Genomic DNA, 16,205 nt, shown 5'->3' with positions numbered 1-16,205 from the left:
GTGCACGGTGCGGGTGCGGCGGGCGACCAGGCGGCGGGCGGTGGCCAGGGCGATCTCGGAGCTGCCGCCCAGGACGAGCAGGGACTGGGGGGTGCCGAAGGCGTCCTTCATGATCGGTTTCTCCTCGGGTACGCGACGGACTGGACGTTGATCTGGCGACGAGACTTCAGAGGGCGAGGCGGCGCGAGAGGTCGGAGGTGAAGACCCCCGCCGGGTCCAACTCGGCCCGCAGCGCCCGGAATTCATCGAGCCGCGGATACATCGCGGCGAGGAGCTCGGGGCGGAGCCGGGAGTCCTTGGCGAGGTAGACCCGGCCATGGGCGGCGGCCACCTCCTCGTCGAGCTCGTCGAGAAAGCCGCCGAGTCCGGGCAGGCCCGCGGGGATGTCGAGGGCGAGGGTCCAGCCCGGCACCGGGAAGGAGAGCCAGCCCGGATCGCCCTCGCCGAAACGCTTCAGCACGGCGAGGAACGAAGGGCAGCGGTGCTCCGAGATGCGCCGCACGATCCGGCGCAGGGCGTCCTCCTCGCCGTACCCGACGGCGAACTGGTACTGCACGAAGCCGCTGCGGCCGTAGATCCGGTTCCAGTGCGGGACCCCGTCGAGCGGGTGGAAGAAGGTGGGGATGCGCTGGAGTTCACCGGTGCGGACGCGGGGGGCCTTGCGGTACCAGAGCTCGTTGAAGAGGCCGACCGTGGTGCGGCCGAGCAGCCCTTCGGGGACGAAGGCGGGCGGCGCCGGGAGGCGGCCGGGCCGGAACTCGAGGGGGGACCGCCGGGCGCGGGTCGGGAGCGCGTCGAGCGGCGCGTGGTCGCCGCGGGTCAGGACCGAGCGGCCGAGGGCACGGCCGCGGGCGAGCAGGTCGATCCAGGCGACCGAGTAGCGGTAGCGGTGGTCGGTGGCGGTGAGCCGCGCCATCAGGTCGTCGAGGTCGGTGGCGCGTTCGGTGTCGACGGACATCAACGAGCTCTGCACCGCCTGGAGTTCGACGGTCGCCGCGAGCACGACCCCGGTCAGGCCCATACCCCCGGCGGTGGCGTCGAAGAGGGGCTCGCCGCGCCGCACCGTACGCACCTCGCCGTCGGCGGTGAGCAGGTCGAAGGCGGCCACGTGGCGGGAGAAGGAACCGGAGACGTGGTGGTTCTTGCCGTGGATGTCGGCGCCGATCGCGCCGCCGACCGTCACATAGCGGGTGCCGGGGGTGACGGGCACGAACCAGCCGAGCGGCAGCAGGACTTCCATCAGCTGGTGCAGGCTGACCCCGGCGTCGCAGCGGACCGTGCCCGCCTCCGCGTCGATCGCGCTGATCCGGTCGAGCCCGGTCATGTCCAGGACGGAGCCGCCCGCGTTCTGCGCCGCGTCGCCGTACGCGCGGCCGAGGCCCCGCGCGATCCCGCCGCGCTCCCCGCAGCCGCGCACCGCTTCGGCGACCTCCTCGTACGTGCGCGGGCGGACCAGGCGGGCGCGGGTCGGGGCGGTACGCCCCCAACCGGAGACAGAAACCGTGTGGGCAGACATGGCGCGACCATAACGCCGCAAGCTCCGCAAATCGGAACAGCGCTGGGGAGTGGTGCGCCGCCGGACCAGTGGCGTACAAACAGGGCAAAGTGGGCGAATGCACCGACTTGGGTTCGCCGTCAGAGGCCGATCGGATCGGGCCCATCTGGACCGGGTCCACCTGGAGCGGGTCCGCCTGGAGCGGCTCCATCGGGAGTGGGTCCAGCTGGATCGGCTCCGCCAGGAACGGGTCCGCCTCGAGCGGCTTCTCGCGGGCCACGCCCTCGGGCCCGGCGCCCTGTTGCCGCCGCCCGCCCACCTCTCGCTCCGGGACAGCCGCACGCTCAACCTCGCCCTCGCCCCGCCGGAACCGGTGGGCCGGGCCCACCTCGTCCTCTCCCGCGGCCGCGTCCGGTACGAGCTGCCGCTGGCCGTGGAACGGCCGGGCGGTGGGCGCCTGTTCACCGTGACCGCCACACTGCGCGGTCCCGGCGCGGCCGCCGGCGCCGCCGGTCTGCGCCTGGCCGACGGGGTGTGGCGCCTCACCGTCGTGACGACCGGGCCCGAGGGCCGGGTACGGCACCGCGGCATCGCCGTCGACCCGGACCAGCCGCTGCCCCTGACCCCGACCGTGCGGCACGCCCCTGATCCGGACTCCGGCGCCCTGATCCGGGTCGTACGGTGCCCGAGCGGGCGGGCCGCGCTGCAGGTGACGCGGGCCGGGCCGCACGCCGAGCTCGTCCGGTTCGAGCCGCGCGGCGACGGTGCCGCCGTGCACGGCCGCCTGGTCGCCGCGCCGCTGGACGGCTGGCGGGCGCGGGCGGTACGCCGCCGGGACGGAGTGGCCGTACCCGCTCAACTCTCTTTTCGGGGCGCCGAGTTCACGCTCGACCTGCCGTTCGGCTCGATGACCGGCGCGGGCCCGGGACAGTGGGTCTGGGACGTCCGCCTTTCGCGCGAGCCCGGCCGGGTCCGGGCCGCGCGGGAGCTGTTCGGGGACCCCGGCGACCGGGAGCTGACGCTCGGGCGCCGCCTCACCGACGTACACGATCCGGCCGCCGCCTTCCCCACCCCGTACCGCGTCTTCGCGCTGCCGTGCGGCTCGCTGGTGCGCGCCCGCGCGTACGTCACGACGTCCGGCGCGTTCGCCGTGGCCTGCCTCGACCTGACGGAGGGTTCATGAAGATCACGTACCTGCTGGCCCGCGGCGACGAGGCGGGCGGCACCGAACGCGCCGCCTACACCCAGGCCGGGCAGCTCGCGGACCGCTGCGACGTGGAGATCCTCTCGGTCTTCAGGACCCGGCCCGATCCGCTCCGCCCCGAGGCCCGGCACCTGCCGGTGCGGTACCTGGTGGACCGCACGGTCAGCCCGGCCCGGCCGGTCCGGGCGTCGCGGCTCGACGAGGACACCTGCCGGACGCTGGCCGCGCTGCCGAGCGAACTGGCCGCTCCCGCACGGGAGTCGGCGTTCGACCGGCTCTCTGACATCGAGCTGGCCACGGCCCTGTCGGCGCTCGACACGGATGTCCTGGTCAGCACCGACCCCACCCTGCTGGCCGCCGCGGTGACGCACGTACCGGCCCGCGTCGTCACCGTGCACCAGGAACACCAGGAGCACCACGAACACCAGGAACACCAGGAACACCAAGTCACCCAGCGCAGCGGCCCGTCCGTCGAGCCCGTACTGCTGCACGCGCCGCGCCTGGACGCCCTGGTCACGCCCAGCGCGAGCACCCGGGACCGACTCCGGGACTCGCTCGGCCCGAGCGCCCCCGAACTCGCCGTGATCCCCGGCGCGCTGCCCGACGGCTTCCGGCCGCGTGCCGACGGCGAGAGCCGGGTCGTCGTGATGGCCGCGCGGCTGACCGGCGAGCGCCGCGTCGACCACGCCGTCGAGGCCTTCGCCCGGATCGCGGACGCGCACCCCGGCTGGACCCTGCGCGTCTTCGGCGACGGCCCGCGCGAGGACGAGCTGCGCCGCCTCGTCGACGGGCTGTGCCTCCAGGACCGGGTGGAACTCCTCGGCCCCTGCCAGGACTTGGCCGCCGAGTGGGCCAAGGCGGGGCTCGGCCTGGCCACCGCGCGCACCGAGGCCTTCGGGCACGCCATGGTCGAGGCCCTCGCGGCGGGCGTGCCGGTGGTCGCCTACGACGTGCCGACCGGCCCCGCCGAGATCGTCCGGCACCGGGTCGACGGGCTGCTCGTGCCGTCCGGCGACATCGACGCCCTCGCCGCCGCCCTCGGCTCCCTGATGGGCAACCCGGAGACCCGCAGGGGCCTGGCCCGCGCCGCCCGCGAGGGGGTACGGGCCCGCTTCTCGGCGGCCGAAGTGACCGCCCGCTGGGAGGAGTTGTTCGGCCGCCTCCTGGCCCGCAGGAACACCCCGGAGCGCCGGGACGGGCGCGCCGACCGGCTCGCCGCGTCCGTCGCGTCCGGCGGGACCGCGTTCCGGCCCACCGCCCCGCACAGCCCGAGCGCCCCGCCGGGACCCGGCGAGCGGGACCGCGAGAACGAGCTCCTCGAAGCCGACCGGGGCCGCCGCCTGATCCGCTCGGCGGGCCGGATCGCGGAGCGCCGCGACGACCTGACGGCGGCCCGCGCCGTCGACGCCAACCTCGAACTCACCGCGTCCGCCCTGGAGTCGTACGACATCCCGTACGTCCTGCTGCGCACCGGCGCCGTCCCGCACACCCTCGCCGTCGACGCCGGGCACCGCGACGGCGCCCTGAAGGCCCTCGCCGCGGCCCTGCACGGCCGCCCGGTCTACGCGGAGCCGGTCGGGCCACGGGACGCGGCGCCCGGCACGGTGCTCGCCGAACGCCTGGACGGCATCGGCGAGTTGGCGGGCGTCAAGGTCTTCCGGCCGGTGGTCACGACGACGCTCACGCTGCGGTACGACGCCGCGCAGGCCTGCACGGTGGCGTTCTGGACCGAGGCGCCGGACGGCTCCCACTGGCGGGCCCCGTCCGGCTCGACGACCCTGGCCGGCGCCGTGCTCCCGTCGCTGCGGCCCACGGCGACCCTCGACGTCGCCGGGCGCCCCTACCCCACCCTCGCGGTGTTCGCGGAACGCCTGGTCGAGGACATCGACTTCCCGGTGGACGCCGTCTGCACCTGGGGCGCGGGCCGCGATCAACTCCGGTTCACACTGCGCTCGTTGAGCCAGTACGCCCCGTGGATCCGGCACGTCCACCTGGTCACCGCGGGCCGCCGCCCCGACTGGCTGACCCCCGGCCACCCGGGCCTCACCGTCGTCGACCACCGCGACCTGTGCCGCATCGACGGCCTGTCGGAGCACTTCCTCCACTTCACCGACGGCGTGTTCCTCGGCCGCCCCACCACCCCGGACACGTTCTTCCTCAGCTCCGGACTCGGCCGGGTCTTCCGGTCGACGGCGAGCGCGCCCGCACCACCCCTCACCCTGGACGACGAGGGCGACCGCGCCCTGCTCCGCCGCGACTTCGGCCGCACCCCCACGCACGGATTCCCGGTCGCCCCGTACGCGCTGCGCCGCAGTGTCCTCGCGGAGCTCTCCGAGCGGTACGCGGCCGAGCTCGGCACCACGTCCCGCGCGCTCTCCCTCTACCAGGACTACGCCTACCTCACCGGCCGCGCGGTGCCCGGCGAGCTCTCGTACGCACACGCCGACCTCGGCGACGCGGCGGGGCACGCGCGGCTCGGGCGGATCCTGCACGGCCGGGGCAGTACGGCGTTCCGCCTCGGCGAGGCCCCCGGCGGGGCCCTGTCCGAGCAGGAACGGACCCTTGCGGCGCGGGCGTTCCTGGCCGCCTACTTCCCGGTGCGTTCGCCCTACGAACGAGCCTGACCTTCCGTCAGGAACAGCCGCCGTACGACGCGTTCGGCGGCCCGCCCGTCGTCGTACGGGCAGAACCGCGCCCGGAAGGCCCGGCGCAGCTCGGTCGTCCCCGCGGTGTCCCACGCCTCGGCCTGGAAGAGGAAGTGCAGCTCCTCCTCGCTGGTGGCGACGGCGCCGGGGGTCTCGCCCGGCCGCCCGGAGAGCAGGTCGAAGTAGGCGCCCCGCGCGAGCCGGTAGGCCTGCCAGTCGGGGGCGTAGGTGACGATCGGGCGGTCCAGGCAGGCGTAGTCGAACATCAGCGACGAGTAGTCCGTGACGAGCGCGTCGGCCGCGAGGCAGAGCTCCTCCACGCGCGCGTGCGAGGTGACGTCGATCAGCTGGGGGTGCGCGTCGAGGCCCGCGTCCGCGCCGTAGAAGTAGTGGGCGCGGACCAGGACGACGAAGTCCTCGCCGAGCACCCGCGCGAACCGCTCCAGGTCGAGCCGGGGCAGGAAGCCCTTCTGGTAGTCGCGGTGCGTGGGCGCGTACAGGAGCACGGTCCTGCCGTCCGCGATGCCGAGCTCCGCACGGATCCGGGCGACGTCCTCCGCACTCGCCCCGAAGTACACGTCGTTGCGCGGATACCCCACTTCGAGCGCTTCGTACGTGGACGGGTAGACCCGCTCCCAGACCTCGGTGGAGTGCGGGTTGGCGGAGAGGCTGAGGTCCCACTGGTCGGTGTGGTCGAGCACCTTCTGGAAGCTGATGCCATGCGTGCCGGCCGGGTAGCGGCGCTGGTCGAGGCCCATCTTCTTGAGCGGGGTGCCGTGGTGGGTCTGGAGGTAGACCTGCCCGCGGCGCTTCACGAAGCCGCCGGGGAAGCTGGAGTTGTTCACCAGATACGTGGCACGCGCCATGACCTGCCAGTAGCGGCGCGAGCCCTCGATGACGTACTCGACGCCCGCGGGCACCTTGCCCTTGTGCCGGCTGCTGACCACCCAGACGCCCCGGATGTGCGGGGCGAGTTCGCGGGCCTTCTCGTACACGGCGAGCGGATTGCAGGAGAGGCCGCGGTTCCAGTACGCGCCGTACACGGCGAGGTGCGGGTCGAGGGAGCGGCGCCTGTCGGTGCGGTACGCGAGCTTCATGACCGTGGCGCGCAGCTTCCGCTTGCGCCGCCGCAGCGCCGAACGGGCCTCCTCGATCCGCCCGTTGGCGGTCCTCAGCGCCTGGAACGCGGCGTACGAGCCGGTGGCCAGGGCCCGCTGCCGCTCGGTGCGCGCCTCGAAGCCGTCCGGCCGGTGCGCGCGGTAGAGCCGGGCGGCGGCGCGGAAGAACTCGGCGCGGTCGGCGGGCCTGATCCGGTGCGGGTCGGCGAGCACCCCGAGCAGATGCTCCACGGCGTACGGGAAGACCGCGGCGGTCGCCTCGGGGGCGCCGGTGAACAGCTCCTCGTACCGTGCGACGGCGGCGAAGTGGTGGCGGCCCGGCACCGTGGCGACGCTGCCGCCGCGCCGCTTGCGCCAGCGCACGCACGCGCGCGGGAGGACGGCGACCCGGTCCCCGGCGAGGAGCGTGGCCGAGTGCACCGGCACGACGTCCTCGTACGGCTCGGTCCCGGAGGTGAAGCGGAGCTGGTGCGCGGTCCAGAACGAGCGGCGGAACACCCGGTTCCAGGCGGCCGGGGTGAGCGCGAGCGGATCGCCGTCGAGGGCGTCGCCGCTGCCCCGCACGTTCTCCCACCAGTCGATCCGGTCGTGGTCGAAGAACAGCACGTCGACGTCACGCTCGCGAAGGCGCCGGTCGATCGCGTCGAGGGCGCCGGGCAGCAGCAGGTCGTCGCCGTCGAGAAAGAGCAGGAACTCCCCGCGGGCCCGCTCTGCACCGGCGTTGCGCGCACCGCCCTGGCCCGCGCGTGCGTCGAGGCGGACGAGTTGCACGCGCGGGTCGCGCTCCGCATACTCCGCGGCGATCGCGCCGCCGGCGTCCTGCGAGCAGTCGTCGACGACGATCAGCTCCAGGTCGGTGAAGCTCTGGGTCAGCGTGGATTCCAGGCATTCGCGCAGGTAGCCCTGGATGCGATGGGCGGGGACGACAACGGAGAGACGGGCCATGCGAACTGACGGTAGCCAGCCGCATACGGCCTGTCGAAGACCGGAGGCCACCCTTTCGGGCGACTTCAGGCAAAAGGATTGACGTGAGTGGGCAAATGGGACAAATACACCGTCATATCCGGCGGTGCTTCGGTGTCTCCGCTGCGAAAGGCCCCTCATCGTGCGATCAGCGCAGCCACGTCTCAGCGTCGTCGTGCCCATCTACAACGTCGAGGACTATCTGGAGGAGTGCCTGCGATCGATCGCGGGTCAGACCCTCGCGCGCGAGGACATCGAGGTCGTACTCGTCGACGACGGCTCCACCGACGGCAGCACCCGCATCGCCCGCGCCTTCGCGGACCGCGACCCGCGCTTCCGGTACGTCCACCAGCGGAACGCGGGCCTGAGCGCCGCCCGCAACACCGGGGTACGGCACGCCTCGCCGGACGCCGCGTACCTGACCTTCGTCGACAGCGACGACATCGTGCCGCACGACGCGTACGCGCGCATGGTGGCCAGCCTGGACGCCACCGGCTCCGACTTCGCGACCGGCAACGTGTGGCGCCTGAACGAACGCGGCCGCCGGCAGGCCTGGCAGTACAAGTGGCTCACCGACGGAAGCCGGCGCACCCATATCACCCGCGACCCGTCCCTACTCTCCGACCGGGTCGCCTGGAACAAGGTGTTCCGCAGGGACTTCTGGCTCCGCCACGACTTCACCTTCCCCGAGGGCAAGCTCTACGAGGACACCCCGGTGATGATCCCGGCGCACTTCCTCGCCTCCTCGGTGGACGTGCTGCGCGAGCACGTCTACTACTGGCGCATCCGGGAGGGCTCGATCACCCGGCGGCGCACCGACGTCAAGGGCGTCACCGACCGGATCGGCGCCTGCCAGGGCGTCAGCCGCTTCCTCGCCGAACTCTTCCCCGGGCAGAAGCGCACGTACGACCTCTCCTGCCTGCGCGACGACTTCGTGTACTTCCTGCAAGGGCTGCCGATGGGCGGGCCCGAGTACCGCGCCGCGTTCCTCGACGGCACCGCCGCCTTCCTCGACGAGGCCGACCCGGGCGTGATCGGGCAGCTCCCGGTCGACCTGCGCGTCAAGTGGCAGCTGGTGCGCGAGCGGCGCCTCGCCGACCTGATCGGCGTCCTGGAGTTCGAGCAGCACAGCGGCACCGCCTTCCATGTCCGCGGCCGCCTCCGCCGCACCGCCGTCCACCCCACACCGACCGGCCCGCCGCTCGCCATGGACGCCTCCCTGGCCCGGCTCAGGCGCGGCGAACTGCCGGTCGTGGCACGGGTCATCGAGACCTCCTGGGACGAGCGCGGACGGCTCCGGATCAGCGGCTACGCGTATGTGCGCAACCTGGAGTCCACCCGTACCGGGCCGTCCGTCAGGGCCGGGATCGTCAAGTTCTCGCGGCACCGGGGCAGGCTGCGCACCGTGCCCACCCGGTCCGTGCCCGCGCCGCAGGCCACCGAGAACTCCCAGCAGCGGCTGCACGACTACGACGGGTCCGGCTTCGAGATGACCGTCGACCCGGACAAGCTCAAGATCCGTGGCCGCTGGCGGCCCGGCAACTGGCAGGTGGGGGTCGTCGTCGGCGGCCACGGCAGGCTCCGCCGGGCCGCGGTACGCACCCTCGACGCCCCCGCCGCGCAGTCCGTGGTGCGCGAACTCGGCGACGGCATGCGCCTCGTGGTCGGCTTCAGCAAGGGCCGCCTGGTCCTCAAGGTGCAGCAGTACGCGGCCCGCGTCGAGCGGCACAGGCTCGACGAGGCGAACGACGATGTGCTCCTCGCCGGGCGCCTCTACGGCGGGATCGCCCCCACCGGACTGCACCTCAAGCACAAGCACTCCGGCACCGGGATCACCTGCCCGGTCACCGTCGACGGCACCGCCTTCACCGCGCGCGTACCGCTGCCCGAGCTCGAATCCGTACCGCCCGCCCCGCACCTCGCGCCCCGCGAGGTCGAGCCGCAGCCCGGCGACCGCTGGCAGGCCAACCTGGTCCTCGCCGACGGCTCCCTGAAGTCGGTGGCCGCGGTCACCGACCTGCCGCCCGGCGGGTACGGCACCGGCGCCGGGCGCGCCCTGTGCACCACCGCCAACGACACCGGACAGCTGGTGGTCGAGCTGACCCGGCAGCCGGTCGCGGACAGCGTGCGCTGGCTGGACGACGGGACGCTCGCCGTCGAAGGGTGCCTGGCGGCGGCGAGTTGGGGCGAGACGGACCTTGTGCTGCGGCACAGCGCGCGCGGCGACGAGGTCACGGCGCCGGTGGAGCGCGACGGTGACCGCTTCCGCGTGGCCTTCGCGCCCGCCACCGCGCACGACGGGCTGCCGCTGCGCGAGGGCCGCTGGTACGTGTTCCTGCGCGAGACCACGCCGGGACCCGCCGTGGGCGAGATGCACGCGCGCGACGGCATCCCGGTACGCGTGCTCACCTCGGTCTGCGCCGAGCTGCCCCGCAAGGAGACGCACGGCGGCCGCGAGTACGCCGCCGACCGCCGCTTCGGCGACCGGCTGCTGATCGACTCGGGCCCGGTCCTGCCCCCCGAGGAGCGCGGCGCCTACCGCCGCGAGCGGCTGCGCGCCACGTCCTACCCGGCGCAGCGTCAACTCCCGCTGCACGACGTGGTGTTGTACTTCGACGGCGGCTCGCCGCGCGCCGTCCACGAGGAGCTGGTGCGGCGCGGCGCAGAGACCGAGCACCTGTGGGTCACCGACGACCAGCAGACCCGCGTACCGCCCGCCGCGCGCGGCGTCGAACGGCACAGCGCCGCCTGGTACGAGGCGCTGGCCCGCAGCCGCCACATCGTCACCGACGGCCACCTGCCCGACTGGTTCGAGCGGCGCGACGGCCAGACCGTCGTACAGACCTGGCACGGCTCCCCGCTCAAGCGCATCGGCACCGACCTCACGGACACGCTCTACGCCGACCACACCCACCTCGACGCGCTGCCCCGCCTTTCCGCCCAGTGGAGCGTCCTCGTCACGCCGAACCGGTACGCCATCCCGCACATGACCCGCGCGCTCGCCTATCAGGGCGAGATCCTCCAGGCCGGCTCGCCGCGCAACGACCTCTTTTTCGCGGACGACCGGGACAAGGTCGCCGACCGGGTACGCGCCGAACTCGGCCTCGACGAGCACCGCAGAACCGTCCTGTACGCCCCCACGTACCGCGACCACCTGGCGCACACCCGAGGCCGCTTCCGCTACGAACAGACCCTGGACTTCGGTGAGTTGGAGGCGGCTCTCGGCGCCGACCACACGCTCCTCGTCCGCCGCCACCCGCTCACCTCCGGCCGGCTGACCGGCGGGCGCGCGCCCTTCGTCCGCGACGTGAGCGATCATCCGCAGCCGGCCGAACTGCTCCTGGTCGCGGACGTCCTGGTGACCGACTACTCGGCCCTGATGTTCGACTTCGCGCACACCGGCAGACCGATGCTCTTCCACACCCCGGACCTGGAGCACTACCGGGACACGGTGCGCGGCTTCTACCTCGACCTGGAGACCCGCGCGCCCGGCCCGCTGCTCACCTCCACCGCCGAACTCGCCGCCGCACTCGGCGACTTGGACGCGGTGGCCGAGCGCCACGCGGACGCGTACGGGACGTTCCGGCAGGCCTACTGCGACCTGGACGACGGGCGGGCGGCGGGCCGGGTCGCGGACAGGCTGCTGCGATGAGCACGACCACTCCCACGCCCACCCGCACCGAAAACCGTCGCTACGCGCGCGTGGTGCGGGGCGCGACGGCCGTGCTCGGCGGCCACCGCTCCCTGCGCCCCAGCCCCTACCTGGTGTTCGGTGCCCTCTTCTGGGTGCTGATGTCGGCGGCCGCCTGGCGGGTGCCGATGTGCTGCGACTTCGGGCAGCACGCGGCCGTGGTGGAGCGGCTCAAGGCGGATCTGCTGCACCCGTCCCACCCGATGGCCGACCTGCCGGGCGCGGGCAGCGCGTACTACTCGCCGTACGCCGTGGCGCAGGGCCTGTTCGCGCAGTTCACCGGACTCGCGGGCTGGCAGGTCGTCAAACTCACCGGCCCGCTCAACCTCCTCCTCCTGCTGACCGGCCTGAACCGCGCCGTGAAGGCCCTCTCCCCGCGCCCCTGGGCACCGGTCCTGGCCCTCGGCCTGATGGTGCTGCTCTGGGGCACGCGGATGGCCTGGTGGAGCGGGTACCTCGGCCTGATGTCGATGACCGGGCACCTGCCGTTCCCGTCCACGTTCGGCATCGGACTCGCCTTCTGGGCCTGGGCGTTGACAGCCCGCCTGGCCCGCTCGGGCGGCTCCCCCTTCGCGTACGCGGGACTCGGCGCCCTGTGCGGTCTCGTGCTGCTCGTGCACCCGATCTCGGCGGTGGCGGCGATGATCGGCGTGGCCGCGTTCGTGGCCGGCCGCCGGCGCGGGTGGCACGCGCGCGTAGTGGCGCTCTGGGCGCTGGCGGGCGGGACGGCGGTCCTGCTCGCCCTGACGTGGCCCTACTACAGCGTGTTCTCGCTCGTCGGGGACCAGAGCGTCGACTGGATCCACAAGCAGCTCTACACCGAGCTTGAGGCGCGCTTCTGGCTGGCCCTGATCGGCCTTCCCGCGCTGTGGCTGCGGTGGCGCCGGGACCGCCGCGACCCCCTGGTCCTGATGTTCGCCACCGAGGTCGCGGTGATCGCGTACGGCTGGTTCAGCGGCCACTACACGTACGGCCGGATCCTCGGACTCACCCTGGTACCCCTGCAGTTCGCGCTCGCCGTGGAGCTGGCCGAGCCCCGGCCGTGGCCCGCGTACCGGCGCTTCCTGGCCCAGGCCGCGGCGGTCGGCGTGGCCCTCGGCTTCCTCGTGCAGGGCGGCGCGGTGCTGCCCCGCACGCTCGACCCGGTCGGCCTCGACCAGCCGCCGCGCTGGCCCGAGTACGCGTGGGCGGCCCGGCACATCGGCCCCGGCGAGGTCGTGATCACCGACGGCTACCGCCCGTCCCGCTCCCTGCCCGGCTACGGCCCGAACCTGGTCGCCCCCGCCTGGCCGGACGCGTCCCTGCCGGAACCGGAACGCAACGCCCGCCAGCGCGACGTGGACCGCTACCTGGCGGCGGACTCCACCCGCGCGGAACGCACCGGGATCGCCCGCCGCTACCGCGTCCGCTGGCTCCTCCTCACCCCGGACCACAAGGCCCCGAAGGAGGCGGTGGTGGTCGCGTGGAGCGCGGAGACGGGCGAGGTCCTTGCACGGGTGCCCGGCGTCAAGGCCACGGGATGACTACGGGTCCGTCGAGCGCAGCCGGTCCAGCTCGTCCCCGATCACCGCGCGCAACGGGTCGTGCCGCGGACCGAGTGCGTACCGCTCGTCGGCCCACCTGTCGCGGGGATGGAGCCAGACGGGCCTCCCCACAAGCTCGGCCGGCTCCCACTCGAACCGTGGCCACACATGCGCGTGCAGGAACCCGTCGGTGTTGCCGAGGATCTCCAGATTGACCCGCCGGAAAGCCTCGTCCGTACGGCGGCACGCCCGCTCGACCGCTTCTCCCAGCCGGTCCATGTCGGACAGGAACGCCAGCCGCTTATCCCTGGGCAGCTCGGACAGCCGCTCCACCGCGGGGTCGTCCACCAGAAGCACCGAGTAGCCCGGCAGGAACTGCACATCACCGATCACGGCGAAGCCCGCGTCCAACCGCCGCAGCACAGTGGGGTTCTCGCCCCGCAGAGCACTCCCGATCCGATCCTTACGCCAGTCGTCAACCATGGCCAGAACGTACCTGCGCCCGGTCGCCGCTTCCAGCCGCTGCGAGCCGCTGCGAGCCGCTTCGAGCGAAAGGGGCCCGGGGCTTGTCGCCCCGGGCCCCTTCCCGTGTCACCGCGGACCTGACTACTACTCGGCCGGCGGCGGCCAGCCGACCGGCTTGTCCGCCGGGCGGCGGATGTAGTGGCGCAACACCCCGCTGCGCGTGGGGAATTCGTCCCGGAGCAGGAACTCCTCGCTCACCACCGTCAGCTTGGCCCGCTCCGTCGCGTCACCGGGCTCCCACTCGGGCAGCGCCGCGTACGGCTCGGCGAGCAGCCAGACGTGTTCGAGACCGGCGAGCCGATTGCGCAGTTCGCGGGCGCCGGTCTCCTCGCCGTACAGCGTCCCCGAGGCCACCGCCGTACGCGCGAGGGCGACGTCCTTGGTGCCCCGGAACGCGTCCGGGTAGGCGAGTGCCGTACGCCGCCCGGCCGACGGCAGGTACAACATCGCGTCGCCGTGGCCGAGTTGGCGGTCCACGAGGCCCGCGACCGCCGCCGGGTCGTCGGGGCGCTGCTCCGTGGTCCGGTCGGCCCGGTGCAGCGGCAGCTGCCAGCAGAAGGCCAGGCCGACCACCGCGGCGCCGAACAGCGCGCCACCCGCGCGGCGCCCGGAACGGGAGCGCAGCATCCGCACCCCGCGAGCGATCCGTTCGGCACCGGCGGCGGCCATCAGCGGCGCGCCCGCGAGCGCGAAGTACAGATAGCGGTCGTGGTGCAGCGGCGTGTACTGGGAAGCGACGATCAGGACGGCGGGCGGCAGCACCATGAGGGGCAGCGCGACCGCGTTGAGGGAGAGCCGGCCGGTGCGCTCCAGGGGCGAGTTGAGCGCCACACAGGCGAGCAACAGGGCCCCGGTGAGCACGAGTTCGGTCGGCCCGGCGACGGCCTTGAGGAGCGAGGCGGCGCCGCCCTCCTCCGGGCCTCCGAGCCACGCGGCACTCTCGCCCTGCCCGAGCGTGAGCCGGGCGAGCGGCAGCAGCACGGTGAGCGACGCGCAGGCGCAGACCGCCCAGGAGCGCCACACCTGCCGGTCGAGGCGGCGCCAGGAGAGCAGCAGCGTGACGGCGTGCGCGAGCAGCAGCAGTGCGGCGAGTTCGTGCAGCAGCACGGTGCCGACGACGACCGCCCCGTACAGGCACCAGTCCCGCACGCGCGCGTGGCGCACGGCGCGCTCCAGGAGCAGGGTCGCGCCGGTGGCCCCGGCCGCGACGAGCGCGTAGGACCGGCCCTCCTGCGCGTAGTACCCGGTGAGCGGCGTCGCCGCGTAGAGGAGGCCCGCCCAGAGGCCGACGCGGGGGCGGGCGAGCCGCACCCCGAGCGCGGCCACGAGGGCGGCGGTGGCGGCCCCGGCGAGCACCGACGGCAGCCGCAGCGCGACCTCGCCGGGGTGCACGGAGAGCACGACGTGCATGAGGAGGTAGTAGAGACCGTGGACGGCGTCGGCGCTGCCGAGCAGCCGCACGATCTCCGGGAGCGAGCGGGTGGCGACCTGGTGGGTGACTCCTTCGTCGCGCCACATCGAGTCGCGGTCGAGGCCCCAGAGGCCGAGGACGAACATGGTGGCGGCGGGCAGTAGGACGGCGGTCGTGGCCGGTCTGGCCGTGAGCGCCGTCCATGCGGTGCGTACGAGGCCCGGCGCGGTGGCCGGGGCGGACGGTCCGGCCGCGAGGGCCGCGCGGAGAGTCGTGACCTGCATGCGCCCTATTTTGTGTGATTAACCCAAGGTTTCTGTGGATTGACGAGGCATCAGATAGTTCGGGATCTACGCTGCCGCCGATGACCACCACACGCCCGCACGCGCCGCCGCACTCCGACCCGCCGCCGAGCGGCACGCGCGCGGGAGCCGGCTCTCCGCGCCGCCGCGCCCTGCTCGCCCTGGCCGCCCTGGCCGTCTGCTGGCTGGCGACCCGTGCCCTGATGCTGGTTCTGCTCGCGCTCGACGGCCGCTTCCCGCTCGGCGTCGGCGGCATCGCGCGCGAGGTGCACGAGCTGTACTTCCACTGGTACGGGGTGCTCGCCCAGGGCGGGTTCCCGCTCGACGACCCGCTGTGGCAGTACCCGCCCGCCGCGGGACCGGTTCTCCTGCTGCCCGGCGCGCTGCCCGGACTCAGCTACTTCCAGGGCTTCGTCGCGGTGGCGCTGCTCGCGGACGCGGTGGTCGCGTACGCCCTGGTCCGCGCGGGCCACCGCCCCGGGCGCAGCCTGCTCGGCGCGGCGCTCTGGGTCGGCGGCCTGCCGCTGCTCCTGCACATCCCGCTCGCCCGGTACGACCTGCACGTCACCGCCCTCGCCGTACTGTCCCTGCTGGCCCTGACGAACCGGCCGCGCGCCGCCGGGGCGCTCGCCGCGCTCGGCGCGCTGGTCAAGGTCTGGCCCGCGCTCACGCTGCTCGGCGCCCCGCGCGGCCGCACCACGCGCGCGTGCTGGGGTGCGGCGCTCGCCTCGGCGGCGGCGCTGCTGCTCGTACTGGCCGCCGTCTTCGACCACCCCTTCGCGTTCCTGCGCCAACAGGGCGGGCGCGGCGTGCAGATCGAGTCGCTCGGCGGCACGCTGCTCGCGTTCGCGCGGCGCGCGGGGGTGCCCCTTGAGGTGCGGTACCAGTTCGGCGCGATGGAGTTCACCGGCCCGTACGTCGCCACCGTGGCGCACGCCTCGCTGCTCGCGACCGGCCTTGCCTGCGCGGCGCTGCTCCTGTGGCGGGTACGGGCGCGGCGCTGGACCGAGGCCACGCCCTTCGACGCGGCGCTGTGCGCGGTGCTGCTGTTCACCGTCACGAGCCGGGTGATCAGCCCGCAGTACCTCATCTGGCTGCTCGGCCTCGCGGCCGTCTGCCTCACCTCACGCGCGACCAGCCAGCGCCCCGCGGCCGCACTCGTCGCCGCCGCGGCGGCGGTCAGCACGCTCGCGTACCCGCTGCTGTACGCCGATGTCATCGCCGGCACCTGGACCGGCTGCCTCGTCCTGCTGGCCCGCAACGCGCTGCTCGTCGGCGCCGTCGCCCTGTCCTGGCGCGGCCTGTGGCGGGCCACCGCCTCCCCGACC

General features: G+C 74.0%; 9 protein-coding genes and 1 pseudogene. 5 read left to right on the top strand and 5 right to left on the bottom strand.

The features are described 5' to 3' along the window. Together GUY60_RS19715 and dprE1 are read right to left on the bottom strand one after the other, a co-directional pair. A pseudogene (locus GUY60_RS19715) lies at positions 1–111 on the bottom strand (decaprenylphospho-beta-D-erythro-pentofuranosid-2-ulose 2-reductase); the annotation flags it as partial. A 55-nt stretch (positions 112–166) separates the two neighbouring features. After that, positions 167–1,516 carry a decaprenylphosphoryl-beta-D-ribose oxidase gene (gene dprE1, locus GUY60_RS19710; protein WP_161699662.1) on the bottom strand — a complete coding sequence of 450 codons (1,350 nt, stop codon included), beginning with the start codon at positions 1,514–1,516 and terminating at the stop codon, positions 167–169. A gap of 97 nt (positions 1,517–1,613) precedes the next feature. Between dprE1 and GUY60_RS19705 the strand changes: the two genes are divergently transcribed. Continuing rightward, complete coding sequence (locus GUY60_RS19705; RefSeq protein WP_161699660.1) at positions 1,614–2,678, top strand: hypothetical protein; 1,065 nt, start codon at positions 1,614–1,616, stop codon at positions 2,676–2,678. Further along, positions 2,675–5,323, top strand: coding sequence for a stealth family protein (locus GUY60_RS19700; RefSeq protein ID WP_161699658.1), 2,649 nt, complete (start codon positions 2,675–2,677; stop codon positions 5,321–5,323). Before GUY60_RS19705 ends, GUY60_RS19700 begins: the two co-directional genes overlap by 4 nt. On the opposite strand, the gene GUY60_RS19695 is transcribed toward GUY60_RS19700, so the two are convergent. Continuing rightward, the gene (locus GUY60_RS19695; protein ID WP_161699656.1) at positions 5,308–7,407 is read right to left on the bottom strand and encodes a bifunctional glycosyltransferase/CDP-glycerol:glycerophosphate glycerophosphotransferase; all 2,100 of its coding nucleotides are present in this window, start codon (positions 7,405–7,407) and stop codon (positions 5,308–5,310) included. The two genes, GUY60_RS19700 and GUY60_RS19695, sit on opposite strands and share 16 nt — an antisense overlap. A 160-nt stretch (positions 7,408–7,567) precedes the next feature. Here GUY60_RS19695 and GUY60_RS19690 point away from each other — a divergent pair, with 160 nt between their 5' ends. After that, positions 7,568–11,077 carry a bifunctional glycosyltransferase/CDP-glycerol:glycerophosphate glycerophosphotransferase gene (locus tag GUY60_RS19690; RefSeq protein ID WP_161699654.1) on the top strand — a complete coding sequence of 1,170 codons (3,510 nt, stop codon included), beginning with the start codon at positions 7,568–7,570 and terminating at the stop codon, positions 11,075–11,077. Then, positions 11,074–12,639: a hypothetical protein gene (locus GUY60_RS19685; protein ID WP_161699652.1), complete on the top strand. Its 1,566-nt coding sequence runs from the start codon at positions 11,074–11,076 to the stop codon at positions 12,637–12,639. Before GUY60_RS19690 ends, GUY60_RS19685 begins: the two co-directional genes overlap by 4 nt. On the opposite strand, the gene GUY60_RS19680 is transcribed toward GUY60_RS19685, so the two are convergent. Next, a complete protein-coding gene (locus tag GUY60_RS19680) occupies positions 12,640–13,122 on the bottom strand; it encodes an HIT family protein (protein WP_161699650.1) in 483 nt (160 codons plus the stop codon). A 126-nt stretch (positions 13,123–13,248) separates the two neighbouring features. Next, positions 13,249–14,859: a glycosyltransferase family 39 protein gene (locus GUY60_RS19675; protein ID WP_161699648.1), complete on the bottom strand. Its 1,611-nt coding sequence runs from the start codon at positions 14,857–14,859 to the stop codon at positions 13,249–13,251. Between the two features lie 80 nt (positions 14,860–14,939). Here GUY60_RS19675 and GUY60_RS19670 point away from each other — a divergent pair. Beyond that, a partial coding sequence (locus GUY60_RS19670; RefSeq protein WP_161699646.1) for a glycosyltransferase 87 family protein occupies positions 14,940–16,205 on the top strand: 1,266 nt, incomplete at its 3' end.

The sequence above is a fragment of the Streptomyces boluensis genome (assembly GCF_009908195.1).
Classification (GTDB): Bacteria; Actinomycetota; Actinomycetes; order Streptomycetales; family Streptomycetaceae; genus Streptomyces; species Streptomyces boluensis.
The sequence above is the reverse complement of the archived record's forward strand: the minus strand, read 5'-3'. Positions and strand labels throughout refer to the sequence as shown.

Excerpts from the sequence above, each read along its gene's own strand:
- dprE1 (WP_161699662.1), bottom strand. The coding sequence starts at position 1,516 with ATGTCTGCCCACACGGTTTCTGTCTCCGGTTGGGGGCGTACCGCCCCG.
- GUY60_RS19705 (WP_161699660.1), top strand. The coding sequence starts at position 1,614 with ATGCACCGACTTGGGTTCGCCGTCAGAGGCCGATCGGATCGGGCCCAT.
- GUY60_RS19700 (WP_161699658.1), top strand. The coding sequence starts at position 2,675 with ATGAAGATCACGTACCTGCTGGCCCGCGGCGACGAGGCGGGCGGCACC.
- GUY60_RS19695 (WP_161699656.1), bottom strand. The coding sequence starts at position 7,407 with ATGGCCCGTCTCTCCGTTGTCGTCCCCGCCCATCGCATCCAGGGCTAC.
- GUY60_RS19685 (WP_161699652.1), top strand. The coding sequence starts at position 11,074 with ATGAGCACGACCACTCCCACGCCCACCCGCACCGAAAACCGTCGCTAC.
- GUY60_RS19680 (WP_161699650.1), bottom strand. The coding sequence starts at position 13,122 with ATGGTTGACGACTGGCGTAAGGATCGGATCGGGAGTGCTCTGCGGGGC.
- GUY60_RS19675 (WP_161699648.1), bottom strand. The coding sequence starts at position 14,859 with ATGCAGGTCACGACTCTCCGCGCGGCCCTCGCGGCCGGACCGTCCGCC.